This is a genomic window from Allobosea sp. GW823-FHT01F03 (assembly GCF_058798075.1).
This window is the reverse complement of the sequence record NZ_CM179505.1, coordinates 119,905-146,858: the sequence shown is the minus strand read 5'-3', so window position 1 is coordinate 146,858 and position 26,954 is coordinate 119,905. Positions and strand designations below refer to the sequence as shown.

Genomic DNA, 26,954 nt, shown 5'->3' with positions numbered 1-26,954 from the left:
GTCGGGAGCGGCCCGGATATTGCGTGCCCGCCACCCGCGGCAGTATGATTCCCAAATCGCGGCCGGCTGGGTTAAGGAGACGGGATTGAGGTCGGATCGGCATTGATGAAGAAAGTCCACATCAAGTCCTATGGCTGCCAGATGAACGTCTATGACGGGCAGCGCATGGCGGATGTCCTGGGCGGCGAGGGCTACGAGGAGACCGCGACGCCCGACGACGCCGATCTGATCCTGCTCAACACCTGCCATATCCGCGAGCGCGCGGCGCACAAGGTCTATACTGAGCTCGGCAAGCTGCGCGAGCTGAAGCAGGACCGCAAGGCCGATGGCCGCGAGACCACGCTGGTCGTCGCCGGCTGCGTCGCCCAGGCCGAGGGGGCCGAGATCCAGCGCCGGCAGCCGGCGGTCGACCTCGTCGTCGGCCCGCAGGCCTATCATCGCCTGCCCGAATTGCTGCGCCAGGCGCGCGCCGGCCGCGTCGTCGACACCGACCTGCCGCCGGACGACAAGTTCGGCCATCTGCCGGCGCCCAAGCCCGCGGCGATCCTGGCGCGCGGCATCTCGGCCTTCGTCACCGTGCAGGAAGGCTGCGACAAGTTCTGCGCCTTCTGCGTCGTGCCCTATACGCGCGGCGCCGAGTTCTCGCGCCCGGTCGCGCAGGTGGTCGCCGAGGTCGAGCGGCTGGCTGGTGCCGGGGTGCAGGACGTCACCCTGCTCGGCCAGAACGTCAACGCCTATCATGGCGAAGCGCAGGACGGGCAAATCTGGGGGCTGGCGCGGCTGATGCGCCGCCTCGCCGAGGTGCCCGGCATCGCCCGCATCCGCTACACCACGAGCCATCCGCGCGACATGGACGATGAGCTGATCGCCGCCCATCGCGACCTGCCGCAGGTGATGCCCTTCCTGCATCTGCCGGTGCAGGCCGGCTCCGACCGCATCCTCGCCGCGATGAACCGCAAGCACACCGCCGACGAATATCGCCGGCTGATCGACAAGGTGCGCGCGGCCCGGCCCGACATCGCCCTGTCCTCGGACTTCATCGTCGGCTTCCCCGGCGAGAGCGATGCCGATTTCGAGGCGACGCTGAAGCTCGTCGAGGATATCCGCTTCGCCTCGGCCTATACCTTCAAGTATTCGCCGCGCCCCGGTACCCCGGCCGCGGAACTGGAGACACAGGTCGAGCCGGCGGTGATGGACGAGCGCCTGCAGCGCCTGCAGGCCCTGGTCGAGCGCCATCGCCAGGAGTTCAACCACGCCATGGTCGGGCGCACCGTCGAGGTGCTGCTCGAGCGGGCCGGGCGCCATCCCGGCCAGCTTGCCGGCAAGACCCCCTATCTCCAGGCGGTCCAGATCGAAACCGCGACGCATCGCATCGGCGAGCGCGTCATGGTGACGATCGAGCGGGCCGGCTCGAACTCGCTGTTCGGCCGGGCCGTCTCACGGGAGCTCGCTGCCTGAGTGCGTATGCCTAGAAGTCGAGTCGGGTCTCGTCGCGTGCCTCTGCCTGCCCACGACCCCCGCTCCAGGAGAAGACACCTTTGGCCCAGGCCGATCCGATGAATCCGAGACCCGAACGCGGCCTTCGCCGCGACCCGCTGGCGCTCCGCGAGGAGGTGCCGGCGCGCGCCGGCCTGTCCGGCACGGAAGTGGTGCTGTCCTTCGACGACAACCAGCTCGCCAGCCTGGTCTTCGGGCAATACGACCAGAACCTGGCACATCTCGAGCGCCGGCTCGGCGTCGTCGTCAGCCCCAATGGCAACCACATCACCATCAAGGGGCCGCCGGACACCGCCGAGCAGGCCAGCCGCGTGCTGCGCACCCTCTATGCCCGCGCCAAGATCGGCGCCGCGGTCAATCTCGGCGAGGTCGACGGCGCGATCGAGGAGAGCAATGTGCAGCGCTCGCTCTTCCCAGCCGACAATGCCGGAAAATCGGCCTTCGACGCCATCGTCACCCGCAAGCGCGGCCCGGTGCGCGCCCGCAATGCGGCGCAGGACGCCTATCTGCGCCAGCTCAAGCGCCATGAGCTCGTCCTCGCCGAGGGGCCGGCCGGCACCGGCAAGACCTGGCTCGCGGTCGGCCATGCGGTCTCGCTGATCGAGCAGGGCGTGGTCGAGCGCATGGTGCTGTCGCGGCCGGCGGTCGAGGCCGGCGAGCGCCTCGGCTTCCTGCCGGGCGACATGCGCGAGAAGGTCGACCCGTACCTCAGGCCGATCTACGACGCGCTCAACGATTTCATGGAGGCGCGCCATGTCGAACGCGCTTTGCAGACCGGCATGATCGAGATCGCGCCGCTTGCCTTCATGCGCGGCCGCACCCTGACCAATGCGGTCGTGCTGCTCGACGAGGCCCAGAACGCCACCTCCGTGCAGATGAAGATGTTCCTGACCCGCCTCGGCGAGGGCTCGCGCATGATCATCACCGGCGACCCCTCGCAGATCGACCTGCCGCCGGGCCAGCGCTCCGGTCTGGTCGAGGCGGTCAGGCTGCTCTCGGGCGTCGAGGGCGTCGGTCATGCCCGCTTCGAGGAGGGCGACGTCGTCCGCCACGAACTCGTGCGCCGCATCGTCATGGCCTATGAGGATGCCGCCAGGAAGGAACGCGACGAGCGTGAGGCCCGGCTCGCCAATCTCCAGCCGGCCGATGCCGGCCCGGTGGAGGGCGATGCCGACGGGTTGAAGCGCATGCTGTCGCGGGAGAGACCGCGATGAACGATCGACCTCGATCGCGGCGCGCCGCGCCGCGATCCGAGTTGCCGGCCGGTGGGTTGACGCTCGAACTGCGCCTGCAATCGCGGCGCTGGCGTGAGTTCGGCGATCTCAGGCCGCGCATCGAGGCGGCGATCGCCGCCGGTCTCGCGGAAGCGCGCCTGACGCCGCTCGCAGGCGCCGAGCTCAGCCTGCTCCTGACCGACGACAAGCGCATCCGCGCCGTCAATCGCGAATGGCGCGGCTTCGACAAGCCGACCAATGTCCTCTCCTTCCCGGCCGTGCCGCCGGAGCGTGTCGCCGCGAGCCCGGTGCTCGGCGATATCGTGCTCGCCCTCGAGACGCTGACGCGCGAGGCGCAGGCCGAGGGCAAGAGTCTCGGCGATCATCTCAGCCATCTCGTCATCCATGGCCTGTTGCATCTGCTCGGCGAGGACCACGAGACCGAGGCCGAGGCGCAGCGGATGGAGGCGATGGAGACCGCGGCGCTCGCCCGGCTCGGCATCGCCGATCCCTATGCCGGAAGCGATCCGGAACCCACCAGGCCGCCTCCCGGAGCGGCCGCCTCCAAGAAGCAGTCTTCACCCGCGCCATGAGCGACGACCCTCGACCTAGCACCACCTCCGAGCCCGCCGGCCGCGGCCTGACCCATTGGCTCGGCCAGTTCCTCGATCGGCTCGGCCTGCGCCATGGCGGCTCCGTCCGCGAGGAGATCACCGAGGCCCTGGCGCAGGGAAGCGGCGGGATCGCCGACATCAGCCCGCAGGAGCGGGCGATGCTCTCCAATGTGCTCAGCTTGCGCGAGCGCCGGGTCGACGATGTCATGGTGCCGCGCGCCGACATCATCGCGGTTTCCCTCGATGCCACGCTGGCGGGGCTGCTCGCCCTGTTCCGCAGCGCCGGTCATTCCCGCCTTCCGGTCTATGGCGAGACGCTCGACGATCCGCGCGGCATGATCCATATCCGCGATTTCCTCGACTTTCTCGCGGCGTGCGCGAAGCCCGGCCGGGGTGGCGAGGGCGAGGCGGTTCCCGATCTCGGTGCCGTCGATCTCTCGGCGACGCTGGCGCAGGCGAGCATCCTGCGCCCGGTGCTCTACGTCCCACCCTCGATGCCGGCAGTCGACCTCCTCGTCCGGATGCAGGCGACGCGGACCCATATCGCGCTGGTGATCGACGAGTACGGCGGCACCGACGGGCTGGTCTCGATCGAGGACCTGATCGAGATCGTCGTCGGCGACATCGAGGACGAGCACGACCATGACGAGGCGCCGACCATCGCGCCGGCCGGCGAGAACCGCTTCATCGCCGATGCGCGCGCGACGCTGGAGGAGTTGAACGAAGCCACCGGCATCGATCTCTCGCGGGCAGAGGTCGCCGAGGAGGTCGATACGCTCGGCGGGCTGATCGTGACCCTGGCCGGCCGCGTGCCGGCACGCGGCGAACTGATCAAGGGGCCGGAAGGCCTCGAATTCGAGGTGCTCGACGCCGATCCCCGCCGCGTCAAGCGCCTGCGCATCCATCGCCGTAGCGAGGTCGCGGCCGGCGAGGCCGCCGCACCGGACGCGCCATGACGGCGCTGGCGGCTCTGGCCGATCGCGTCATCCTCGCCTGGGGCTGGCCGAAGCGCCTGATCGCGCTGGCGGCAGGCGCGAGCGGTGCGCTGGCCCTGGCGCCGCTCGATCTCTGGCCGCTTATCGTCGTGCCGATGACCGTGGTGGTCTGGCTGATCGATGGCGCGGTCGCCGACAGCCGGGCCGGCCGTTTCCGCGCCGCCGCGCTCGCCGGCTGGTGGTGGGGCTTCGGCTACCATCTCGCCGGGCTCTGGTGGCTCGGCGCCGCCTTTCTGGTCGAAGCCGACAAATTCGCCTGGGCGATGCCGCTCGGCGTCGTGGCGCTGCCGGCCTTCCTGGCGCTTTTCCCGGCGCTCGGCTTCGGCTTCGCCCGGCTGCTCTGGCCGTCGGGAGCAGGGCGCATCCTCGTGCTCGCGGCGATGCTGGCGCTGAGCGAGTGGCTGCGCGGCCATGTGCTCACCGGCTTTCCCTGGAACGTCTACGGCATGATGCTGGCGGGGCCGGAATGGCTGGCGCAGAGTGCCTCGCTGGTCGGGCTCTACGGGCTGACGCTGCTCGCGGTGGCGATCGGGGCCGCACCGGCGGCGCTCGGAACGGGCGAGACCGCAAGGGCGCGCTGGCAGCCGACCGGGCTCGCGGTCGTCGCGCTCGCCGCCATGGCCGCTTTCGGCGCCTGGCGCGTGCCTGCCGGGCCGACGGCCGCGGTTGCGGGTGTGAAGCTGCGCCTGATGCAGCCGAACCTGCCGCAGGACGCCAAGTTCAGCCCGAGCAACAGCGAGATGATCCTGGCGCGCTATCTCGCGCTGAGCGATCGGGCGACCGGACCGAAGACGCTGGGCGTGCAGGACGTCACCCATCTGATCTGGCCGGAATCGGCTTTTCCCTTTCTGCTCGGGCGGACGCCGCAGGCGCTGGCGCGGATAGCGGCCCTGCTGCCGCCCGGTGCGACCCTGATCACCGGCGCGGCGCGCGCCGGCGAGGTGCTGCCCGGCGAGAGCCGGCCGCCGATCTACAATTCGATCCAGATCGTCGATGACGAAGGTGTGATCGCCGGCAGCTACGACAAGGTGCACCTCGTGCCCTTCGGCGAATATCTGCCGCCCTTTCTCGAGCGCCTGATCCGGGCCGTCGGCCTGTCCGAGTTCGTCTCGGTGCCCGGCGGCTTCGCCGCCGGCACGCGGCGCACGCCACTCCAGGTGCGCGGGCTGCCGCCGGCTGCCGCCCTGATCTGCTACGAGGTCGTCTTTCCGGGCGCCGCGATGCCGAGCGGGCCGAGGCCGGGCTATATCCTCAATCTGACCAATGACGGTTGGTTCGGCCGGACCAGTGGTCCCTATCAGCACCTGGCGCAGGCGCGGCTGCGGGCGATCGAGGAAGGGCTGCCGCTGGTCCGCGTCGCCAATACCGGGATATCGGCCGTGCTCGACGGCCATGGCCGGGTTCGCGCCGCCTTGGCGCTGGGCGAGTCCGGCGTGCTCGATGCGAGTCTGCCGCGGGCCGGGCCGCCGACACCCTATTCGCGCTTCGGGGATGTTTTTTTTGCATGCCTGATTGTAACCTCCCTGCTGTTTGGGCTATGGCCACGGCGCAAGTGATCCCGTTTGGAACCTTCCCGTCGATCGACACCTGCTATGAGGTACGGTCGTGGTCGCTACGTGCCGCTCACACCGGGCGGTACGAGGAATGACGGAACGCGAGGCCGGCAGCACCGATGTTGAAGAAAGTCCCCAACCCGATCGATCGCCATGTCGGTAGCCGCGTGCGCATGCGCCGCATGCTTGCCGGCGTCAGCCAGGAGAAGCTCGGCGAGGCCCTCGGACTGACTTTCCAGCAGGTGCAGAAATATGAGAAGGGCGCCAACCGGATCAGCGCCAGCCGCCTGCAGCAGATCGCCAAGATGCTCGATGTGCCGGTTTCCTTCTTCTTCGAGGGGGCGCCGAGCGGCGACATGCCCGAAGGCGGCTTCGCGGACATGTCCGCGACGACCTATGTCTCGGACTTCCTCGCCACCAGCGAGGGCGTCCAGCTGACCAAGGCCTTCATCAAGATCAAGAGCAGCCGGGTTCGCCGGCGCATCGTCGATCTCGTCGAGGCCCTGGCCGAAGAAGCCGAGGAAAACGCCTGAATCGGGCCCGCTTCGTTCGCCTTGTCGAACGAATCATTTCTCAAAGCACTATCCGGCCTTGACGGCGAACGTTTCCGCTGCAAAGACGCTGCGCGTTTTTGCAATCCTGCAGGCGTGCCTGCGGCTGCCTGGACGATTCCGCCAACGAGGATACCGCCTGTGTCACGCCAGAACTATCTCTTCACCAGCGAGTCGGTCGGCGAAGGCCATCCGGACAAGGTCTGTGACCGGATCTCCGACGAGGTCGTCGATCTGTTCTTCAAGGAAGCGGCCAAGGCCGGCATGGACGCGGCCCAGGTCCGCGTCGCCTGCGAGACGCTCGCCACCACCAATCGCGTCGTGATCGCCGGCGAGGTCCGCACCTCGCTCGACGAGAAGGCGATGAAGAGCAAGGTCAAGTCGGCGGCCCGCAAGGCGATCCGCGCGATCGGCTACGAGCAGGACGGCTTCCACTGGAAGAAGTGCAAGATCGACGTGCTGCTGCATGCCCAGTCGGCCGACATCGCCCAGGGCGTCGACGCCGCCGGTAACAAGGACGAAGGCGCGGGCGACCAGGGCATCATGTTCGGCTATGCCTGCCGCGAGACCCCGGAGCTGATGCCGGCTCCGATTTACTACGCCCACAAGATCCTCGAGGTTCTCGCCAAGGCCCGCCATTCGGGCGAAGGCGCCGCCGGCAAGCTCGGCCCCGACGCCAAGAGCCAGGTCACCGTCAAGTACGAGAACGGCAAGCCGGTCGGCGTCACCCAGATCGTGCTCTCGACCCAGCATCTCGACGAGAAGCTCTCCTCGGCCGATGTCCGCAAGATCGTCGAGCCCTATATCCGTCAGACCCTGCCCGATGGCTGGATCTCGAAGGACACCGTCTGGCACGTCAACCCGACCGGCAAGTTCGTCATCGGTGGCCCTGACGGCGATGCCGGCCTGACCGGCCGCAAGATCATCGTCGACACCTATGGCGGCGCTGCGCCGCATGGCGGCGGCGCCTTCTCGGGCAAGGACCCGACCAAGGTCGACCGTTCGGCCGCTTACGCCGCGCGCTATCTCGCCAAGAACGTCGTCGCCGCCAAGCTCGCCGAGCGCTGCACGATCCAGCTCTCCTATGCCATCGGCGTCGCCAAGCCGCTCTCGATCTATGTCGACCTGCACGGCACCGGCAAGGTCGACGAGGCCAAGCTCGAAGCCGTCCTCGGCGAGGTCATGGACCTGACCCCGCGCGGTATCCGCACCCATCTCGGCCTCAACAAGCCGATCTACGCCAAATCGGCCGCCTACGGCCATTTCGGCCGCAAGCCGGGCCGCGACGGCAGCTTCTCCTGGGAGAAGACCGATCTCGTCGACGCGCTGAAGAAGGCGCTGGCCTGATCTGCGCTTCGGCATTCTCGATCACCATGGCCGGGGCAGGGTGCCCCGGCCATTTTCTTTCGTCAGGACGGCGGCGATGACAGATCAGCACGATCCAGACCGGGCCTTTTTCGGCCGGCGCAAGGGCAAGGGCCTGCGCGAGGGCCAGGCCGGCCGGATCGCCGACGTGCTGCCGCGCCTGCGCCTGCCGGAGGGCGAGATCGTTGACCTCGCCAGCCTGTTTCCGGTTCCCGTCGAGGCCGTTCGCCTCGAGATCGGCTTCGGCGGCGGCGAGCATCTGCTGCACCGCATGCGCGAGAACCCGCAGATCGGCTTCATCGGCTGCGAGCCCTTCATCAACGGCATGGCGAAGTTCCTGGCGGTGATCGAGCGCGAGGGGCTGCGCAATGTCAGGCTTTGGGATGGCGATGCCGCCCTGATGCTGCCGCGCCTGCCGGCCGGCAGCCTGGACGCGGTCGACCTGCTCTATCCCGATCCATGGCCGAAGCGGCGCCAGCGCAAGCGTCGCTTCGTCTCGGAGCGCACGCTTGGCCTGCTGGCGCGCGCCTTGCGGCCGGGCGGCCGCTTCCGCTTCGCCAGCGATATCGACGACTATGTCGGCTGGACGCTGGCCCGGCTGCTCGCCTCGCCCGATTTCGACTGGGCCGACGAGAGCGCCGACGACTGGCGCCGACCCTATCCGGGCTGGATCCGCACCCGTTACGAGGCCAAGGCGGTGAGGGAGGGGCGGGTGCCCAGCTATCTCACGGCGTTCCGTCGCGCATCCTGAGGAAGCCGAGCACGCGCTGGGCCGTCGTCGGGGTCAGGTTGCGGAAGCTGATCTGCGCCCGCTCGAGGACCGGCGCCGACTTGCCGTCGCCCTTGCGCAGTTGGATCAGCGTCTTGGTGGTCTCCCAGGACCAGCCCATGCCGCGCGCCACCAGCAGCACGGCGTCGCGATCCGGCCCGAAGACGATCTGCTCGGTCGCGGGCAGGGAGAGACCGGCGAGCACCGCGACGCCGCAGATCGCATGCTCCGCGGCGCCGGACGCGGCATAGTGCGCGATCATGGCTTCGTCGAGCTTGCCGGTCTCGTTGAGGGCCTTGATGTCGGCGAGCGCCGCGCCGAACTTGCCGAGATCGTCGCCGATCTCGCTTTCCGAGGACACGGTTTCGGCGCTGCGCTCGACGGCGCCGGCGACGACGCCGGCCATGGCGGGTTCCAGCGAGGCTTCGAGCCGCCGCCGGGCGGAGTTCTTGGCCGCGGTCAGGAGCTGATCGGTGAGGTCGGCCGGCACGTCGGCGCGGGTGCCCAGCGTCGCCTGCAGGGCGTCGTCCTGGGCGGCGCGCATCACCAGCACGCCCATGCCATGGCGTGAGAAGCGCGCGCTCTGGTTCGCCGCGACCGCATGGGTGACGACGCGGCCGCCGCGCAGGATCAGGAAATCGGTCACCGGTTCGCCGAGGTCCGGCCGCTCGGTAATGGCGAGCATGTGGTCGCGGCCCTTGGCGGCCGAGATCGCGACGAGGTCGTTGTCGCTGAGGCGCGGCGAGGCGACCAGCACCGGCCGGGCGACCGCGATCTCGTCGAGGGCGAGCTGGCGCACGACGCCGCTCGGCGCGTGCGGCACCTCCGAAAGGCGCTCCGACAATTCGATGCGCGCGCGCAGCTCGATTGCGCGCGCGAGACGGCCGATGACGACGTCGAAGACGCTGATCTGGTCCTCGGCCATGCCGGCGGCCGTGCTCAGGAACAGCTCGGTCAGCTTTGCCAGGATGGCGGCGCGCTCCTCGCTGGACCCGCGCGCCATCGTTGTTTCGAGGTCGCGCAGCAGCGCTCCGACGGGACTCATCAACGCAACCTCTTCACCAGGACGGGCGAAAGGCTAGCAGGCAAGAATGACCAGCCGGTTAGCGGAACGATCGAAACCGCGCCGCGCCGCCATGCAACTTGCAAGATGCGCCGAACAGGACTAGATAGGGCGCCAACAGCTCTGGTTTCGGTGTAAGCCGGCGATCAAGAGCGGGCCCACCGGCCCGCTCTTTTTTGTTGGCCGAAGCCGTCCGGGCGCAGCGGCCGCCATCGGCGCCGCAGGCGAGGTGATGGCGAGCCGGGCAATGGGCGAGCAGGACATGCAGGATCAGGAACAGCGGATCGTCGTCGAGACCGGCGTCGCGGCGCGTGTCGCCGCGATCGTGGAGCCGGCGATCGCCGATATCGGCTATCGGCTGGTGCGTGTCCGCATCACCGCCCAGAATGGCTGCACCTTGCAGATCATGGCCGAAAAGCCGGACGGCACCATGACCGTCGAGGGCTGCGAAGCTGTCAGCCAGGCGGTTTCGCCGGCCCTCGATGTCGACGACCCCATCCAGGCGGCGTATCATCTCGAGGTTTCGTCGCCCGGCATCGACAGGCCGCTGGTCCGCCCGGCTGATTTCGAGCGTTGGGCCGGCCATCTCGCCAAGATCGAGACCGTCGAGCCCGTCGCCGGACGCAAGCGCTTCCGCGGCATCCTGCGCGGTGTCGCCGGTGCCGAGGTCCTGCTCAGCCGCGACGATGCGAAATCCGAGGAGGAGCGCGACGTCGCGATCCCCATGCGGATGATCGACGAGGCGCGGCTGGTGCTGACCGATGCGCTGGTCACCGAATCGCTCCGGCGCGGCAAATCCGGCCTGCCGCCGGAAATGCCTCCGGCCGACGAGATCGCGATGCCCGTGCCCGGGCGCGGCAAGTCGCTGGGGCCGCGCGACCCCAAGGCCCGCAAGCCGGCCAAGGGCAAGAAGCCGTCTTCCGAGCAGAACCGAGAAGAAGAGGAGTGAGTGCAATGGCTGTCAGCGCCAACAGGCTCGAACTGCTGCAGATCGCAGACGCCGTCGCCCGCGAGAAGTCGATCGACCGTCAGATCGTGATCGACGCGATGCAGGACGCCATCGCCAAGGCGGCGCGCTCGCGCTACGGCGCCGAGACCGATGTCCATGCCGAGATCAACACCAAGTCCGGCGAGCTGCGCCTGGCCCGTCATCTCCAGGTCGTCGACCTCGTCGAGAACGGCGCCACCGAGATCACCGTCGACGAGGCCAAGCGCCACAATCCGGCCGCCCAGGTCGGCGACGTCATCGCCGATCCGCTGCCGCCCTTCGATTTCGGCCGCATCGCCGCCCAGTCGGCCAAGCAGGTCATCGTGCAGAAGGTACGCGAGGCCGAGCGCGATCGTCAGTATGACGAATACAAGGATCGCATCGGCGAGATCGTCAACGGCGCCGTCAAGCGCGTCGAATACGGCAATGTCTTCGTCGATCTCGGCCGCGGCGAGGCGATCATCCGCCGCGACGAGATGATCCCGCGCGAGACCTTCAAGGTCGGCGACCGCGCCCGCGCCTATGTCTACGATGTGCGCCGCGAGCCGCGCGGCCCGCAGATCTTCCTGTCGCGCACCCATCCGCAGTTCATGGCCAAGCTCTTCGGCCAGGAAGTGCCGGAGATCTATGACGGGATTGTCGAAGTCAAAGCCGTCGCCCGCGACCCAGGTTCGCGCGCCAAGATCGCCGTGATCTCGCGCGATTCCTCGATCGACCCGGTCGGTGCCTGCGTCGGCATGCGCGGCTCGCGCGTGCAGGCCGTGGTCGGCGAGCTGCAGGGCGAGAAGATCGACATCATCCCGTGGTCGCCCGATGTCGCGACCTTCGTCGTCAACGCGCTGCAGCCGGCGGAAGTCGCCAAGGTCGTGCTCGACGAGGAGGCCGACAAGATCGAGGTCGTGGTGCCGGACGAGCAGCTCTCGCTCGCCATCGGCCGCCGTGGCCAGAACGTCCGCCTCGCCTCGCAGCTCACCGGCTGGGATATCGACATCCTGACCGAGGCCGAGGAATCCGAGCGTCGCCAGAAGGAGTTCGTGCAGCGCACGGAGATCTTCATGAACGCGCTCAATGTCGACGAGACCGTCGGCCAGCTGCTTGCCTCGGAAGGCTTCCGCTCGGTCGAGGAGGTCGCCTATGTCGAGCCCTCCGAGCTCTCCTCGATCGAGGGCTTCGACGAGGATACCGCCGCCGAGATCCAGACGCGCGCCCAGGACTATCTCGCCGCCATCGAGGCCGAGTTCGACGAGAAGCGTCGGGCGCTCGGCGTCGAGGACGAGCTGCGCGAGGTCGAGGGCGTCACCACCGCGATGATGGTCGCGCTCGGCGAGAACGACGTGAAGAGCGTCGAGGACCTTGCCGGCTGCGCCACTGACGACCTCGTCGGCTGGACCGAGCGCAAGGATGGCGAGACCACCCGCCATTCCGGCTATCTCGACGGTTTCGATCTGTCGCGTCAGGACGCCGAGGCGATGGTGATGGCCGCCCGCATCAAGGCGGGCTGGGTCGAGGCGCCGGAGCCGGCTGCCGAAACCGACGCCGAGGAAGAGGCGCAGGCCTGAGGACAAGAGCCTGAGGACGAAAGCCGGAGACCGCGCCATGGCGCCGCGGGTCGAGCGCGAAGCCCGAGCGGACAAGGCCCAGGAACGGACCTGCGTGGTGACGCGCCAGGCGCGCGCTCCCGAGGACTTGATCCGTTTCGTCGTCGGCCCCGGCGACATATTGGTGCCCGATCTCCGGCGTAAGTTGCCGGGGCGTGGCGTCTGGGTCGGGCTGAGCGCCGCTGCGGTCGGCCAGGCGGTGAAGCGCAAGGCCTTCGAGCGCTCGTTGAAGCAGAAGGTCGCGGTTTCGGCGACGCTGGCCGACGAGGTCGACGCGCTGATGGTGCGCGACGCGATCCAGGCGCTGGCCATGGCCAACAAGGCCGGCCTGGTTTCGAGCGGCTTCGGCAAGGTCGAGGCGCTCGCCGGTTCGGGCCAGGCAGCGGCGATCATCGCCGCGAGCGATGGCGCCGAGGACGGCAAGCGCAAGATCGGCCAGGCGCTGCGGCGGGCTGCCGCGATCCGCGCCGAGGCCGGGCTGAAGCCGCGCAACATCCCGGTCGTCGCGATTTTCGCGGCGGCAGAACTGGAACTGGCGTTAGGGCGTGAGCATGTGATACATGCAGCCCTTGTTCCGGGACCGGCGACCGAGGGCTTCCTCTCGCGCTGGCGTCGGCTCGTCCGCTTTCGGACGGACGATGCTGGCGGGACGCCGATTATCGACCCGGCGGAATCCGACGCTGCAGATCAAACGAAGACCGAACCGGCAGGACCGAAAGCGGAATGACTGACACGAAGAACCCGGGCGACAAGACCTTGAGCGTGACGCCTCCCAAGACGTTGTCGCTGAAGCGGCCTGTCGAACAGAGCACGGTTCGGCAGAGCTTCTCGCATGGGCGTTCGAAGCAGGTCGTTGTCGAAGTGAAGCGCCGCGTCGGCGGCCATGAGCCCGCCGCTCCGGCGCCGGTCGCCCGCGCCCCGCAGCCGCCGGCCGCGCCTGTCGCGCCGCGCCCGCAGCCTGCTCCGGCCCGTCCGGCAGGGGGCATGCTCCTGCGTACCTTGTCCGATGACGAGAAGGATGCGCGTCTGCGCGCCCTTTCCGATGCCCGCGCCAGCGAGGCCCAGGCGCGTGCCCGCGCCGAGGAGGAGGCCCGCCAGCGTGCCGCCCGCGAGGAGCGCGAGCGCGCCGAACGCGAGGCCGCCCAGGCGCGCCAGCGCGAGGAGGAGGAGCGTCGCCGCCAGGAGGAGGAGCGCAAGCGCCGCGCCGACAGCGCCATGCGCCAGCGCGAGGAAGTGGCCGCGCCGCGTCCGGCCGCCCCGGCCGCTCCGGCCCCGCAGGCCGCCGCCCCGGTTTCGCCGCCGGCCGCGCCCGCACCTGCCGCTCCGCAGGCCGCCGCGCCGCGCCCGGCGCCGTCCGGCCAGCGTGATTACGGAACGCCGCGTACCCCGATGCGCGATGTCGGTGCCCGCCCGCCGCGCCTCGACTATCGCCCGCCCCGCCCCGATACGCCGCGTCCGCCGCGGCCCGACGCCAATGCGACGGCAGAGCCGCTCGTCGCCCGGCCCGCGCGCCAGGCGCCCGCCTCCGCCGGTGCGCCGCGCAGCCGCCCCGAAGAGGGCGAGGCGCGTCCCGCCTTCCGTCGCCCGGGCGGTAGCCCCGGTGGCGCGCCGCGTGGCGCTCCGGCTCCGGCTCCCAAGACCCCGAAGGCCGGCGAGAAGCCGCGTGGCCGCCTGACGCTGTCCACCGCCACTGGCGGGGATGACGAGCGCACGCGTTCGGTCGCGGCTTTCCGTCGCCGCGTGCAGCGCATGACCGGCCACCGCGCCTCGGACGTCGCCAAGGAGCGCGTGATGCGCGAGGTGATCATCCCCGAGACGATCACCATCCAGGAACTCGCCAACCGCATGACCGAGCGGGGCGTCGACGTCATCCGCCTGCTGATGAAGCAGGGCGCGATGCACAAGATCACCGATGTGATCGACGCTGACACCGCCCAGCTCGTCGCCGAGGAAATGGGCCACACCGTCAAGCGCGTCGCTGAATCCGACGTCGAGGAAGGCCTGTTCGACACCCCGGACACCGATGAGGCGCTGGTTTCGCGCCCGCCGGTGGTCACCATCATGGGCCATGTCGACCACGGCAAGACCTCGCTGCTCGACGCGATCCGCAAGACCCATGTCGTCACCGGCGAGGCCGGCGGCATCACCCAGCATATCGGCGCCTATCAGGTGACGACGCCTTCGGGCGCCAAGGTGACCTTCATCGACACCCCCGGTCACGCCGCCTTCACGGCGATGCGCGCCCGCGGCGCCAAGGTGACGGATCTGGTCGTGCTCGTGGTCGCCGCCGATGACGGCGTCATGCCGCAGACGGTCGAGGCCATCCATCACGCCAAGGCGGCGAAGGTGCCGCTGATCGTGGCGATCAACAAGATCGACAAGCCCGACGCCAACCCGGATCGGGTGCGTTCCGAGCTGCTGCAATACGAGATCCAGGTCGAGTCGCTCGGCGGCGAGACGCTGGAGATCGAGCTGTCGGCCAAGACCGGCCAGGGGCTCGACTCGCTGCTCGACGCGATCGCGCTGCAGGCCGAGGTGCTCGACCTCAAGGCCAATCCGGATCGTGCCGCCGAAGGCACGGTGATCGAAGCCAAGCTCGACCGCGGCCGCGGCCCGGTCGCGACCGTGCTGGTCCAGCGCGGCACGCTGCGCACCGGTGACATCATCGTCGCCGGCTCCGAATGGGGCCGTGTCAGGGCGCTGATCGGCGACACCGGCGCCCAGATCAAGGAGGCTCCGCCTTCGTTGCCGGTCGAGGTGCTCGGCTTCAACGGCACGCCCGAGGCCGGCGACCGCGTCGCGGTGGTCGAGTCCGAGGCGCGCGCCCGCGAGATCACCGATTACCGCGAGCGCCAGAAGCGTGATCGCCTCGCCGTCCGCGGCGCCGGCTCGGGTGCCGGCCGCTCGCTCGCCGAGATGATGCGCGAGCTCAAGGAAGGCGCCGGCCGCAAGGAGTTCCCGCTCGTCGTCAAGGGCGACGTGCAGGGCTCGGTGGAGGCCATCGTCGGTTCGCTCGAAAAGGTCGGCAATGACGAGGTGCGCGCCCGCGTGCTGTCCTCCGGCGTCGGCGCGATCACCGAATCCGACGTCACCCTGGCGCAGGCCTCGGGTGCGGTCGTGGTCGGCTTCAACGTGCGCGCCCACAAGGAAGCGCGCGAGGCGGCCGAGCGGGCCGGCGTCGAGATCCGCTACTACAACATCATCTACAACCTGATGGATGACGTTAAGGATGCGATGTCGGGCCTGCTGGCGCCGACCCTGCGCGAGACCATGCTCGGCAACGCCCAGATCCTCGAGATCTTCAACGTCTCGAAGGTCGGCAAGATCGCCGGCTGCCGCGTCACCGACGGCACGATCGAGCGTGGCGCCAATGTCCGCCTGATCCGCGACGGCGTCGTGGTCCACGAGGGCAAGCTCTCGCAGCTCAAGCGCTTCAAGGACGACGCCAAGGAAGTGGTGGCCGGCCAGGAATGCGGCATGTCCTTCGAGAACTATCAGGACATGCGCCAGGGCGACGTGATCGAGTGCTATCGCGTCGAGGAGATCAAGCGGACGCTCTGAGCGTTCGTTTGCCGCCGCGTCATGGCCGGGCTCGACCCGGCCATCTCGTGACGAAAGCGCGCCGCCTGGCGCCCGTCTTTCAAGAGATGGCCGGGTCAAGCCCGGCCATGACTTTTGATCCGGTCCGATCCCGGAGAACGAGAAACCATGGCAAAACCTGTAAAAACCTCCGGTCCCTCGCAGCGCCAACTCCGTGTCGGCGAGCTGATCCGCCACGCGCTCGCCGAGATGCTGGCGCGCGGCGACATCCATGACGATGTGCTGGCCAAGCATGTCATCACCGTGCCCGAGGTTCGGCTCTCGCCCGATCTGCGGCTGGCGACCTGTTACATCATGCCACTCGGTGGCGATGACATCGCTCCCGTGCTGAAGGCGCTCGACGCCCATAAGCGCTATATCCGCGGCGAGGTCGCCCATCGCGTGAACCTGAAATACGCGCCCGATATCCGCTTCCGCCAGGATGAGAGCTTCGACGAGGCGGCACGGATCGATGCGCTGCTCGATTCCGATGCCGTCCGCCGCGACACCGATCGCAAGCCGCTCCGGATCGGCCGCGACGAGACCGATCAAGACAAGCCCCATGATGATGAGTGACGAGAACGGCGCTGCCCCCGAGGCCGGCAAGGAAACGGGTGGCAAGGAAAGCGGCGGCAGGGAATTCGCGCCGCGTCCGAAGCGCCGCGACGTCCATGGCTGGGTCGTGCTCGACAAGCCGGTCGGCATGACCTCGACCCATGCGGTCAGCGTGGTCAAGCGCGCCTTCTCGGCCAAGAAGGCCGGCCATGCCGGCACGCTCGACCCGCTCGCCTCCGGCCTTTTGCCGATCGCGCTCGGCGAGGCGACCAAGACCGTCCCCTTCGTGATGGACGGCCGCAAGGCCTATCAGTTCACCGTCGCCTGGGGCTCGCAGACCGATACCGACGACACCGAGGGCAAGGTCGTCGCGACCTCCGAGGCGCGGCCCGAAGAGGCGGCGATCGCGGCGCTGCTGCCGCGTTTCACCGGCACGATCCAGCAGGTGCCGCCGAAATTCTCGGCGATCAAGATTGCCGGCGAGCGTGCCTATGACCTCGCTCGCGACGGCGAGGAGGTGACGCTGGAGGCGCGGCCGGTCGAGATCACCGCGCTGCGCATCGTCACGCATTCGCCGGAGACGACGACCTTCGAGGCCGAATGCGGCAAGGGCACCTATGTCCGCGCCATTGCCAGGGATCTCGGGCTGGCGCTCGGCTGCCTCGGCCATGTCGCCCATCTCAGGCGCACCCGCGTCGGGCCGTTCGCGGTCGAGGATGCGGTCTCCGTCGAAACCCTGCGCGAGGGGCCGGAAGCGGCGGCGAGCGCCCTGCGGCCGGTCGCGACCGCCCTGTCGCTGATCCCGGAGATCGTCATCCATCGCGATGCGGCGCTCAGGCTGAAGCGCGGTCAGAGCATCCTGCTGCGCGGGCGCGACGCCCCGATCGAGGCGCAGGCGGTCTACACCACCTGTGGCGGCGTGCTGATCGCCACCGGCGCGATCGAGCAGGGAGAGTTCGTGCCGCACAGGGTCTTCAATCTCTGAGGCGTGGAAGCGCCGCTGCGCCTCTGGCGGCGGCGCGCGATCCGGCTAGGCTGGGCAGCGATGGCGCTGGGCCGCCATCTGGAGACCAGCCATGCGCCTCGCCTATGTCGACTACCATACCTGCGGCGAGCCGGTCCGGATCGTCACCTCGGGCTATCCCGAGCTGACCGGCGCGACCCTTCTGGAGAAGCGCCGGCAGGCCCGCGAGCGCCACGACCATTTGCGGCGGGCGATGATGCTGGAGCCGCGTGGCCATGACGGCATGTACGGCGTCATCCCTGTGGCGGCGAGCCATCCCGAGGCGGCCTTCGGCGTGCTCTTCACCCATAATGAGGGCTATTCGACGATGTGCGGCCACGCCACCATCGCGCTCGGCCGCTATGCGATCGAGCATGGGCTGGTGCCGGCGGTCGAGCCGGTGACGCGCTTTTCGATCGAGGCACCCTGCGGCCTTTTACGCCTCGCCTGCGAGGTCGAGGGCGGGAAAGTCGGCAAGGTGAGCTTCGAGAGCGTTCCCGCCTTCGTGGAAGCGCGCGCTCTTCCGGTCGCGCTGCCCGGCTTCGGAACGGTCGTCACCGACATCGCCTATGGCGGCGCCTATTACTGCATTTTGCCGGCCTCGCGTTTCGGGCTCGACCTGTTCGCGAGTCCCGTCGCGGAAATCGTCGCGGCGGCGGCGATGCTGACCGACACCATGCGGACGGCACGGGCGATCACCCATCCGACCGAGCCCGATCTCGGCTTCCTCTATGGCACCATCGTCACGGACGAGGCCGGGCCGGAGGCCGAGAGCTTCAATCTCTGCGTCTTCGCCGAACGCCAGATCGACCGCTCGCCGACCGGTTCCGGCGTGACCGCGCGCATGGCGCTCGACCATGCCAAGGGCCTGATCCCGGCCGGAGGGAGCCGCAGCTTCCGCAGCATCACCGGCGGAGCCTTCACCGGCACGGTGGTCGGCCCGGTCGAATGTCCAGCGACCGGTGCCGTCACCGTCGCGGTCGCCGGCACGAGCCATCTGGCTGGCGAAGGCAGCTTCGTCATCGAGGCCGACGATCCGCTGCGTCATGGCTTTGCCCTGCCGCGGCGCTTCGCCGAGATTCCAGGCGCTCCGGCGCGGGGCTAGGACGGCTTTCGCCGTCATTCGCCGGTTCCCGCAGGCTCCCGGTAAGGTTTTTCTGCCAGTCTCCGCGCGATCAGGAGGGTGGCATGGTGATGGGAACGGCCAACGCGCAGCAAGGACGCGCCGGCGGTACCGAAGGCTGGAGCCTGCGCCGCCTCGCCCTCAGCCCTCTCTTCTGGCTCGCACTCTTCCTCGCCTTCGTCCTCGCCGGGCTGCTCCTGCCGCTGCGCTTGCCGCTCGGCTCCAACTACTGGGACACCGCCGTCTATTTCGACGCCGCCCAGCGCATCCATGAAGGCCAGATCCCGAGCATCGACTTCTTCGCGCCGGTCGGCCCGCTCGGCTATTATCTCGTTGCAGGCCTCGACCTCGCCTTCCCCAGGGCCCACCCGATCCTGCTCGCCAATTGGGGCGTGCTGCCGGTGGCGCTGCCGCTGCTCACCGTCATTGTCTTCCATGTCGGGCAGCGCTCGCGCGGACAGGCGCTCGCCCTGCTGCTGCCCTTCCTGCTCTTCGCCTCGCTGCCGATCAATCTGCACGAACTCTATCCGCTGCCGGGCCTCGACGGCTTCGGTCATTACAACCGCCATATCTGCCTGCTGCTCTATCTGCTGGTGGCGGCGCTGTTCTTCGTGCGCGGCCCGCTGCTGCTGACCGTGCTGGTCGCGGTGCTGATGCTGGCGTTGTTCCTGGTCAAGGTCACCGGTGCCGTCAGCGGCGCCATCCTGGTCGGCTATGCCGTGCTGACCGGCCGTATGCGCTTCAGGGATGCGGCGCTCGCCGCCGCCGCCGTCATCGCCATCCTCGCCCTGGTCGACCTCGGTACCGGCCTGGTCAGGGCCTATGTCGAGGACATCCTGATCCTGCTTTCGCTCAACACCGGGGCGCTGCTGCCGCGCTTCCTGACCGTGGCCTCGGTCAAGTTCAACGTCGTCGGCTCGGTGCTCGTCCTGCTCGGCGTGCTGGTCTGGGCGGCCTGGCGCGACCGGCCGGCGGCGTTGGGCTCGTTCCTGCGCAGCCTTGCGGTTTCGACCACCGGCTGGCTCGCGGTCACCCTGTTCGCGCTCGTCTTCTTCGAGACGCAGAACACCGGCAGTCTCGAATTCATCGCGCTCTGGCCATTGCTGCTGGCGATCCTGCTGGAGTGGCGGGGGCGGGCGGACCGGCTTCGCCCGCTGGTGCTGGTGCTGCTCCTGGCCGCGTCCCTGCCCTCGGCGCTGATCTTCATCGAGCGCGGCGCCCGCGCCATGCTCGGCGCACCGAGCTATCAGGCGCTGCGCGTCGACGATCTCGGCCGGATCGGCCGGGTCAGCGTCAAGCGCGAGATCGCCGAGCGCGCGCCGCTGATACTGGAGCACTACGCGCGGAACCAGCCGGCCTATGCCGACCTCGCTGCCAAGGGCCAGCTCCCCTCCTTCATCCTCTATTCCGCCATCGACTATCAGGCGACCTGGCTGCTTGAGGCCGAGCAGGGCGTCGAGGCGATCCGTGCCTGGGAGAGCGCCAACAGACGTCAGCTCAACGGCTTCTTCACGCTCGATTTCGTCGATCTGTTCAATCGCGGGCTGGACCGCAGGCCGCCGCGCCATGTCCCGATCGGCATCGATCCGTTCCGCAGCAATCCGAAGGTCGCGGCCCAGGCGCTGGAGGATCTGCGCGAAATCGATGCGATCATGGCGCCGAAATGCCCGCAGACCACGGCGCGCGGCATGATCCTCGCGCATTTCGCGAGGGCGTTGGAAGGGCGGGCCAGGATCGCGCTCTCGCCCTGCTGGGACATGTATCTGAGGGACTGAGGGGGCAGTCCCTGCCCGTCAGACCGGCGTCGCCAGCCGCCGCGTCAGCGCCGCGTCGATCGCGGCCCGGAGGGCGCGGGCCGCCGCCGTGATGTCCTCGGCTGCGAACAGCGCGCCGATCACCGCGACGCCATCGGCGCCGGCAGCGATGACCGAGCCGGCATTGCCGGCATCGATCCCGGCGATGGCGCCGACCGGGAGATCGCCGAGTGCCTGCGCCGCAGCGCGCCGCAGCGCAGAATAGCCCTCGATGCCGAGCGGCGCCTTGGCATCGTCCTTGTGCTGCGTGGAGAACACCGCTCCGGCGCAGGCATAGTCGATCTTCGCCGCCGCCAGTTCCGGCAGGTCCTCGACCTTGTTCAGCGTCGCCCCGATGATGGCGCGCGGGCCGAGCAGGCGGCGGGCGTCGCCGAGCTTCATGTCGTCGGCGCCGAGATGGACGCCGTCGGCGCCGGCGGCGAGCGCGACATCGACCCGGTCGTTGATCAGCAGCGGCACCAGCGTGCCGTGCAGGGCCGAGCGGATGGCGCGGGCCTCGCGCACCATCTCGCGCGTCGTCTCGTTTTTGGCGCGCAGCTGGATCAGCGTCGCGCCGCCCTCGACGGCCTCGCGCGCCATGTCGGCCAGCGAGCGGCCGCGGGCGATCTGCGGGTCGACGATGCCGTAGAGGCTGATGTCGACGGTCATGGCGGTCTTCCTGTCCTGGTGATGCCGGGCGCCGTGCGGCGCAGGGAAGCAAGCTTGCCTCCCTGCGCGTCCGGCGCCCGCGGCGGGTATCACTCCGCCAGATGTTGCGCCAGCGTCGCCTCGTCGATGCCGGCGAGGGCGTCGACGAGCTCGACCGCGAAGCTACCGGGTCCGCGCGCGCGTTCCGCGGCGATTTCGCCGGCTATGCCATAGGCCGTCAAGGCCGCCGCGGCGGCGACGGCCGGGTCCGCTTCGACGGCGCAGCAGGCCGCGATCAGCGCCCCCGCCGCGCAGCCGACGCCGGTGACCTTGGTCATCAGCTTATGGCCATGGGCGACCGAGAAACGCGCCGCGCCGCTCTCGATCCGGTCGACCTTGCCGGTGGTGACGCGGGTCACCCCTTCGGCAGCGGCAAGGTCGAAGGCGAGCGCCGTCATCTCGGTGGCGTTGCCGCGCACGACGAGGTTCGGCAGGCGCAGCACCTCGCGGGCGATGTGCAGGCGCAGCGGCGAGAGCTCGACGAAGACCGGGTCGAAGACCAGGGGCTTGCCGCAATCGCGCGCCACCTCCAGCAGCTTCGGGATCGCGAGCTCGCTCTCGGCGTTGATCGTGCCGATATTGATCAGGATCGCGCCGGCGCCCTCGGCCATCGCCGCGACCTCGTCGACATGGATCGCCATGGACGGGATCGCGCCGAAGGCGAGCAGCATGTTCGCCGTGATGTTCTGCGCCACCGTGTTGGTCAGGCACTGCACCCGCGGGCGGGTTTCCGCCACGCGAGCGAGGACCGAGGCGACGCGCGCAGCGTCGAGCCGGTCCATCGCCATGACCGCGCTCATTCGGCCGCCGGCAAATAGAGCTGAGCCCCCTTCTTCAGGAACTCCTCCGACTTCGCCGCCATGCCCTCGCTCGCCATCGCCTCGAGCGCAGCCCGCTCGTTCTCGCCCATCGCCAGCACCTCGGCACGCAGGTCCTGGGTGATCTTCATCGAGCAGAACTTCGGCCCGCACATCGAGCAGAAATGCGCGACCTTGTGGGCGTCCTTCGGCAGCGTCTCGTCATGGAACGACCGCGCCGTGTCCGGGTCGAGCGCCAGGTTGAACTGGTCCTCCCAGCGGAAGTCGAAGCGGGCACGCGACAAGGCATCGTCGCGCAGCTTCGCCGCGGGGTGACCCTTGGCGAGGTCGGCGGCATGGGCGGCGATCCGGTAGGTGATCACGCCGGTCTTGACGTCGTCGCGATCGGGCAGGCCGAGATGCTCCTTCGGCGTGACATAGCAGAGCATGGCGCAGCCGAACCAGCCGATCATCGCCGCGCCGATGCCGGAGGTGATGTGGTCATAGCCGGGCGCGATGTCGGTGGTCAGCGGTCCCAAAGTGTAGAACGGGGCTTCGCCGCATTCGCGCAGCTGCTTGTCCATGTTCTCCTTGATCTTGTGCATCGGCACATGGCCGGGGCCCTCGATCATCACCTGGCAGCCCTTGTCCCAGGCGACCTTGGTGAGCTCCCCCAGCGTCTCCAGCTCGGCGAACTGGGCGCGGTCATTGGCGTCGGCGATCGAGCCCGGACGCAGGCCGTCGCCGAGCGAGAACGAGACGTCGTATTTGCGCATGATCTCGCAAATTTCGTCGAAGCGCTCGTAGAGGAAGCTCTCCTTGTGATGCGCCAGGCACCAGCGCGCCATGATCGAGCCGCCGCGCGAGACGATGCCGGTCACGCGGCTGGCGGTCAGCGGAACATAAGGCAGGCGTACGCCGGCATGGATGGTGAAATAATCGACGCCCTGCTCGGCCTGCTCGATCAGCGTGTCCTTGAACACCTCCCAGTCGAGCTTGATCGGATCGCCGCCGACCTTCTCCAGCGCCTGGTAGATCGGCACCGTGCCGATCGGAACCGGCGAGTTTCTGAGTATCCAGGAGCGGATGTTGTGGATGTTGCGGCCGGTGGAGAGGTCCATCACCGTGTCGGCGCCCCAGCGGATCGCCCAGACCAGCTTCTCGACCTCCTCGGCGGCGCCGGAGGTCACGGCCGAATTGCCGATATTGGCGTTGATCTTGACCAGGAAATTCCGGCCGATCGCCATCGGCTCCAGTTCCGGATGGTTGATATTGGCCGGGATGATGGCGCGCCCGCGGGCGATCTCCTCGCGGACGAATTCCGGGGTGACGAACTCGGGCACCGAGGCGCCGAAGCTCTCGCCATCGGCATGGCGCTCCTTCGCGCCTTCCAGCATGGCGGCGCGGCCGAGATTCTCGCGATGGGCGACATAGATCATCTCGGGGGTGATGATGCCGGCTCTGGCGAATTCGTACTGGGTCGCCATCTGGCCGGGCTTGGCCTCGAGGATCGGGCGCTGCGCCGGGCAGGCCGGGACCAGATGCTCCTCCGAGATGTTGCCGTTATCGGCGGCGGTGACGGCGCGGCCGGGCACGGTCGCAAAGCCGCGCGCATCGAGCCAGGCGCGGCGCGGCTGCGTCAGGCCGGCATTGAGGTCGATCTGCACATCGCTCTCGGTATAGGGGCCGGACGGATCGTAGATGCGCACCGGCGGCTCGGCATCGGTGGTCAGCACCACCTCGCGGAAGGGCACGCGCATTTCGGGATGCTCGGGCGCCGCGACATAGATCTTGCGCGAGCCGATGATCGGCCCGGTCGTCACGCTTTGCGGCGCGGCCTTGACTGAATTCTTCTGGGGCTTGGTGTGGGCGTTCATGGGATCTCCCCCTTGGTCCAAGGTTCAGGAGATCCGGGTGTCTGGACGGTCCAGTCGCTGTTAAGCGGCTACGGAAATAGGGCGTAGGCCGCGTTCCAGTCCCTCCGCCGGTATGACCCGGATCAGGTTCGACGGGTTCGGCGTCGGACGCCATCTCAGCTCTTGCGAGCACCCCTCGGAACGAGACGGAGGTTAGAGGCGCTCGAGAGAGGAAGCAAGCCGGCCTTGGGCCGGCGGCCATGTGATGGCGGCATGGGCGAAGACCGGTACTGCCGCTTGCGATCGGCTCGGCTCAGACGGTGACGTCGAGATGCTCGCCCTGGCCGAAGGGGAGGGCGGCCTTCTGCTCGGAGATGCTGCGCTCCAGCATCTCGACGAGGCCGCGCTGGGCATCGTCCAGCTCTTTCTGCATTTCGGTCTGCTGCGCCGGCTGGGGCCGCTCATTGGGCCGGGCGACGAAGCTTTCGGCGATCAGAAAAGACGAGTCGCTCATGCTCTTCTCCCTCGCCTTGAGGATAGGGAGCGCGTCTTACCCGAATCTGAATCAGAAACCGCGCGTTGCGGCGGACGGCACCGATCAGGCGGTCACGTCGAGATTGCCGCCCTGCCCGGTCGGCAGCGTGGCCTGCTGCTGCTCGGCCGCCTGCTGCAGCATCGCGACCACAGCCTGATCGGCCTTTGCGTTCTGCTTGAGCATTTCGAGCTGCATGGTCTGCTGCGTCGCGGCCGAGCGCATGCTGACCAGACTCTGGGCGATCGCGGCCGACATTTCGCTCATGGGAAAACTCCTCGCCGCGACCATAGGCGGCGAGCCCTTACGCAAATCTGAATCCTCGGCGGCGCTCGCGAGCGATCAGGGTGCGATGATCGACGGTACGCCCCGGGGCATCGGCAGATTGCGGTTTGGCGCAGGCGCGCCTTGGCGGTCGCGTGACATCTGCTCGCGCTCCCGCTGGACCTCGGCGCGTTCCGGCGCGGGCTCGCGCTGCTGGACTTCCTCGGCATTGGGCGCCATCGGCACGCCGGGCGCACGCTCGCGCTGTGCCGTCGGCGTCCGGGAGCTCGATTGTTCTTGTCCGGCTGCCGCTTCGGCGGCGATCAGCCCGATGAGTACGAGACCCGTCAGGAACCAGAATGATCTGCGCATGGAGCCCTCCTGCGCGCTCGGCCGGTCGTCTGCGGAATCCGGCCCAACGATCGAACGCGCAGCGGCGGCGAAGGTTCCATACCAATTTCAGGCGAAGGCCCAGGCGTCCGCGAGGGAAGCGCCCGGGCCGTGCCCTCACCGCCCGTTCTGGCCGGTGAGCAGCGGCGTGATCCGGCGCAGCGTCACGCGCCGGTTCTCGCGCGAGTCGCCTTGCGTCTGGACCTTGAGATATTGCTCGCCATAGCCCTGGGTCGTCAGGTTCTCGGCCGGCACGCCGAAATCGCGGGTCAGGATCTCGGCGACCGACTGGGCCCTGCGGTCCGAGAGCGACAGGTTGTCGATATCGGAGCCGACCGCATCGGTATGGCCCTCGACCAGGAAGACCTCGTTCGGCATGCGCTCGACCGCCTGCATCACCGCCTGCGCCAGCCCCCGCAGGCGCTGGGCCTGATCGGTGCCGACCGTCCAGGAACCGGAATCGAAGTTGATCGTGTCGACGTCGACGCTGCGCATATGGGCGCGCAGATCCGGCGAGTAGCGTACCTCGTCCAGTGTGTAGCGGCGCGGCACTGGGGCGACCGGCGGGGCGGTGATCGTTTCGTAGATCAGCCGTTCATCGGCGTGGCCGGCATCGACGACATAGCGCTCGCGCGGGATGCGCAGCGGCGGCGGCGGCAATTCGACGATCTCCTCGGCGAAGCGCGGGCGCGGCCCGTCGCGGCGCATATTGTCGATGATGATGATCTCGGTGCCGTCACGCTCGCGCCGCGAGCGCCGCAGCAGCCGGCCGTCGCCATCCGTCACCGTCACGATCTGCGTGCCGTCCCGGCGCTCATAGACCGTGACCGTCTCTTCGCCACGGCGCTCGCTGCGGGTGTCGAGGCCGAGATCGCGGAAGCGCTGGTTCTCGTCTCGCCGGATGATGACGCGATCGTCATCGCCGCGGATGAGCGTCCGGCCGGGTTCGCGGATGATGGTGACGTCGCCCTCGCGCGTCTCCTGCCGCCGGCTGCGGACATCGTCGATCCGATCGGCACCCTGCGTCGCCATGATGCCGCCGATCGCGGCCGCGCCGAGCCCGATCGCGGCCGCCCCGCCGAGGCCGATGCCGCCGCGCCGGCCCTGACGTTCGGGCGGTGGCAGCTGACCGGGGGCAGGCGCAGCTTGCGAAGGCGCGGTTACCGGCTGCGGCGGGGCACCTGGCGCGCGGCCGGCGTTCGGAGCGGGCGCGGGCTGAGCCGGGCTGGGCTGGGCGGTGCCGCCGGCTGCGCCCTGCCCGGTTCCGGCCTGCACGGGGGCAACGGGCGCCGGGATGGGCGCAGGCTGGCGGTTGAGCCCGGAGGGCGGCTGGGCCGGCGCCGTCGGGGCAGGCGGCGTGCCCGGTGCGGGAGCCGCCTGTCCGGAGCCGGGCTGGCGGTTCAGGCCCGGCGCTTGCTGTGACGGAGCCGCGCCCGGTTGCGGCGAGGCCGCGGGCGCCCGTCCGGTCGGCGGCACGGCGGTCGGCTGGCCGCCGCCCGGAGCCACCTGACCCGGTGCGGGGCGATTGGGTGCAGCCGGCGCCACGGGAGGCTGGCCTGGCGCGGTTTGCGCCGGAGCGGGCCGGCGCTGGCCGCCCTCGCCCGATGGTGCAACCGGACTGCCGGGCTGGGCAGCCGGTGCGCCTGGCCGCCCCGGCGAAGGCTGCGGCGCGATCTGGCCTGGGGCTGCGCCGGCAGGCGGCACGGGGCGACGCGGCTGCTCGGGTTCGCTCGGCATGGCCCGGCCGGCCGGAGGCACCGCCTGCGGGGCGGAAGGCGGGCGCGGCACGTTCGGGTTCACCCCGGCCGGGCGCTCGGGCTGGGCGGGACGGGCCGCCGGCGGCTGACCCGGCGCCGGGCGGGTACCGGGGCGTTCCTGCCCGCCTTGTGGAGGACGTTCCTGCCCGCCCGGCCGCTGGCGCCGCGGATCGGGACGGTCGTCATCGCCCGGCTGGGCCTGGGCGAGCTGGAGCGATGGCGCGGCGAAACTGCCCTGCGATAGAGCGATGGCGGGGATCAGGGTGCCGAGCAGGAGCAGGTTCTTGAGGCGCATGGTGACGTCCGTTTCCAGTTGTTCTTCCGGACATCAGCGCTGCCGCGCCCTGAATTCCGGATGAACCGAAAACGGCTGAAATCGGGCACGGTTCC

At 69.3% G+C, this 26,954-nt stretch carries 24 protein-coding genes and 1 riboswitch; of the genes, 16 read left to right on the top strand and 8 right to left on the bottom strand.

Annotated features, from left to right (window positions below):
- Positions 1 to 105: 105 nt before the first annotated feature.
- The 8 genes from miaB (at position 106) to trmB (ending at position 8,540) form a co-directional block, all read left to right on the top strand.
- Positions 106 to 1,458, top strand: a complete 1,353-nt coding sequence (gene miaB / locus AC3RCC_RS00675) for a tRNA (N6-isopentenyl adenosine(37)-C2)-methylthiotransferase MiaB (RefSeq protein WP_492257291.1) — start codon at positions 106 to 108, stop codon at positions 1,456 to 1,458.
- Positions 1,459 to 1,556: 98 nt separating this feature from the next.
- Complete coding sequence (locus AC3RCC_RS00670; protein WP_291642224.1) at positions 1,557 to 2,711, top strand: PhoH family protein; 1,155 nt, start codon at positions 1,557 to 1,559, stop codon at positions 2,709 to 2,711.
- Entirely contained in the window at positions 2,708 to 3,304 is a 597-nt protein-coding gene (gene ybeY, locus AC3RCC_RS00665; protein WP_492257290.1) for an rRNA maturation RNase YbeY, read from the top strand. The genes AC3RCC_RS00670 and ybeY overlap by 4 nt, the downstream gene beginning before the upstream one ends.
- On the top strand, positions 3,301 to 4,281 hold the full coding sequence (locus tag AC3RCC_RS00660; protein ID WP_492257289.1) for a hemolysin family protein: 981 nt from the start codon (positions 3,301 to 3,303) through the stop codon (positions 4,279 to 4,281). Before ybeY ends, AC3RCC_RS00660 begins: the two co-directional genes overlap by 4 nt.
- Positions 4,278 to 5,876 carry an apolipoprotein N-acyltransferase gene (gene lnt / locus AC3RCC_RS00655; protein ID WP_492257288.1) on the top strand — a complete coding sequence of 533 codons (1,599 nt, stop codon included), beginning with the start codon at positions 4,278 to 4,280 and terminating at the stop codon, positions 5,874 to 5,876. Before AC3RCC_RS00660 ends, lnt begins: the two co-directional genes overlap by 4 nt.
- A 119-nt stretch (positions 5,877 to 5,995) precedes the next feature.
- Positions 5,996 to 6,406 carry a helix-turn-helix domain-containing protein gene (locus tag AC3RCC_RS00650; protein ID WP_492258727.1) on the top strand — a complete coding sequence of 137 codons (411 nt, stop codon included), beginning with the start codon at positions 5,996 to 5,998 and terminating at the stop codon, positions 6,404 to 6,406.
- Positions 6,407 to 6,565: 159 nt separating this feature from the next.
- A complete protein-coding gene (gene metK, locus AC3RCC_RS00645) occupies positions 6,566 to 7,771 on the top strand; it encodes a methionine adenosyltransferase (protein ID WP_492257287.1) in 1,206 nt (401 codons plus the stop codon).
- Between the two features lie 76 nt (positions 7,772 to 7,847).
- Positions 7,848 to 8,540 (top strand): tRNA (guanine(46)-N(7))-methyltransferase TrmB, encoded by a 693-nt coding sequence (trmB, locus tag AC3RCC_RS00640; RefSeq protein ID WP_291646177.1) that lies wholly within the window; start codon positions 7,848 to 7,850, stop codon positions 8,538 to 8,540.
- On the opposite strand, the gene AC3RCC_RS00635 is transcribed toward trmB, so the two are convergent.
- Positions 8,515 to 9,603, bottom strand: a complete 1,089-nt coding sequence (locus AC3RCC_RS00635) for a DUF2336 domain-containing protein (protein WP_492257286.1) — start codon at positions 9,601 to 9,603, stop codon at positions 8,515 to 8,517. The two genes, trmB and AC3RCC_RS00635, sit on opposite strands and share 26 nt — an antisense overlap.
- A gap of 250 nt (positions 9,604 to 9,853) precedes the next feature.
- Between AC3RCC_RS00635 and rimP the strand changes: the two genes are divergently transcribed.
- From rimP to AC3RCC_RS00595, 8 genes are all read left to right on the top strand, one after another.
- Positions 9,854 to 10,570: a ribosome maturation factor RimP gene (gene rimP, locus AC3RCC_RS00630; RefSeq protein WP_291642237.1), complete on the top strand. Its 717-nt coding sequence runs from the start codon at positions 9,854 to 9,856 to the stop codon at positions 10,568 to 10,570.
- A gap of 5 nt (positions 10,571 to 10,575) precedes the next feature.
- Positions 10,576 to 12,168, top strand: a complete 1,593-nt coding sequence (nusA, locus tag AC3RCC_RS00625; RefSeq protein ID WP_291642239.1) for a transcription termination factor NusA — start codon at positions 10,576 to 10,578, stop codon at positions 12,166 to 12,168.
- Between the two features lie 37 nt (positions 12,169 to 12,205).
- Positions 12,206 to 12,934 carry an RNA-binding protein gene (locus tag AC3RCC_RS00620; RefSeq protein ID WP_291642241.1) on the top strand — a complete coding sequence of 243 codons (729 nt, stop codon included), beginning with the start codon at positions 12,206 to 12,208 and terminating at the stop codon, positions 12,932 to 12,934.
- Positions 12,931 to 15,768: a translation initiation factor IF-2 gene (infB, locus tag AC3RCC_RS00615; RefSeq protein WP_291642243.1), complete on the top strand. Its 2,838-nt coding sequence runs from the start codon at positions 12,931 to 12,933 to the stop codon at positions 15,766 to 15,768. Before AC3RCC_RS00620 ends, infB begins: the two co-directional genes overlap by 4 nt.
- A 147-nt stretch (positions 15,769 to 15,915) precedes the next feature.
- The gene (gene rbfA / locus AC3RCC_RS00610) at positions 15,916 to 16,362 is read left to right on the top strand and encodes a 30S ribosome-binding factor RbfA (protein ID WP_291638033.1); all 447 of its coding nucleotides are present in this window, start codon (positions 15,916 to 15,918) and stop codon (positions 16,360 to 16,362) included.
- Positions 16,349 to 17,326 (top strand): tRNA pseudouridine(55) synthase TruB, encoded by a 978-nt coding sequence (gene truB, locus AC3RCC_RS00605; RefSeq protein ID WP_291638032.1) that lies wholly within the window; start codon positions 16,349 to 16,351, stop codon positions 17,324 to 17,326. The genes rbfA and truB overlap by 14 nt, the downstream gene beginning before the upstream one ends.
- 91 nt (positions 17,327 to 17,417) lie before the next feature.
- Positions 17,418 to 18,449 carry a proline racemase family protein gene (locus tag AC3RCC_RS00600; RefSeq protein WP_492257285.1) on the top strand — a complete coding sequence of 344 codons (1,032 nt, stop codon included), beginning with the start codon at positions 17,418 to 17,420 and terminating at the stop codon, positions 18,447 to 18,449.
- A gap of 83 nt (positions 18,450 to 18,532) precedes the next feature.
- Positions 18,533 to 20,242 carry a hypothetical protein gene (locus AC3RCC_RS00595; protein WP_492257284.1) on the top strand — a complete coding sequence of 570 codons (1,710 nt, stop codon included), beginning with the start codon at positions 18,533 to 18,535 and terminating at the stop codon, positions 20,240 to 20,242.
- Between the two features lie 18 nt (positions 20,243 to 20,260).
- Here the strand turns inward: AC3RCC_RS00595 and thiE are convergent, their stop codons facing one another.
- The 7 genes from thiE to AC3RCC_RS00560 form a co-directional block, all read right to left on the bottom strand.
- Positions 20,261 to 20,929 (bottom strand): thiamine phosphate synthase, encoded by a 669-nt coding sequence (gene thiE, locus AC3RCC_RS00590; protein ID WP_492257283.1) that lies wholly within the window; start codon positions 20,927 to 20,929, stop codon positions 20,261 to 20,263.
- Between the two features lie 89 nt (positions 20,930 to 21,018).
- Positions 21,019 to 21,768, bottom strand: a complete 750-nt coding sequence (locus AC3RCC_RS00585) for a hydroxyethylthiazole kinase (protein WP_492257282.1) — start codon at positions 21,766 to 21,768, stop codon at positions 21,019 to 21,021.
- A complete protein-coding gene (gene thiC / locus AC3RCC_RS00580; RefSeq protein ID WP_492257281.1) occupies positions 21,765 to 23,642 on the bottom strand; it encodes a phosphomethylpyrimidine synthase ThiC in 1,878 nt (625 codons plus the stop codon). Before thiC ends, AC3RCC_RS00585 begins: the two co-directional genes overlap by 4 nt.
- 81 nt (positions 23,643 to 23,723) lie before the next feature.
- Positions 23,724 to 23,828: riboswitch (TPP riboswitch) on the bottom strand.
- A gap of 106 nt (positions 23,829 to 23,934) precedes the next feature.
- Positions 23,935 to 24,135, bottom strand: a complete 201-nt coding sequence (locus tag AC3RCC_RS00575) for a hypothetical protein (protein WP_492257280.1) — start codon at positions 24,133 to 24,135, stop codon at positions 23,935 to 23,937.
- 84 nt (positions 24,136 to 24,219) lie between these two features.
- Complete coding sequence (locus tag AC3RCC_RS00570; protein ID WP_291638025.1) at positions 24,220 to 24,420, bottom strand: hypothetical protein; 201 nt, start codon at positions 24,418 to 24,420, stop codon at positions 24,220 to 24,222.
- Positions 24,421 to 24,495: 75 nt separating this feature from the next.
- Positions 24,496 to 24,789 carry a hypothetical protein gene (locus tag AC3RCC_RS00565; RefSeq protein ID WP_492257279.1) on the bottom strand — a complete coding sequence of 98 codons (294 nt, stop codon included), beginning with the start codon at positions 24,787 to 24,789 and terminating at the stop codon, positions 24,496 to 24,498.
- A gap of 135 nt (positions 24,790 to 24,924) precedes the next feature.
- A complete protein-coding gene (locus tag AC3RCC_RS00560; protein WP_492257278.1) occupies positions 24,925 to 26,859 on the bottom strand; it encodes an OmpA family protein in 1,935 nt (644 codons plus the stop codon).
- Positions 26,860 to 26,954: the final 95 nt, after the last annotated feature.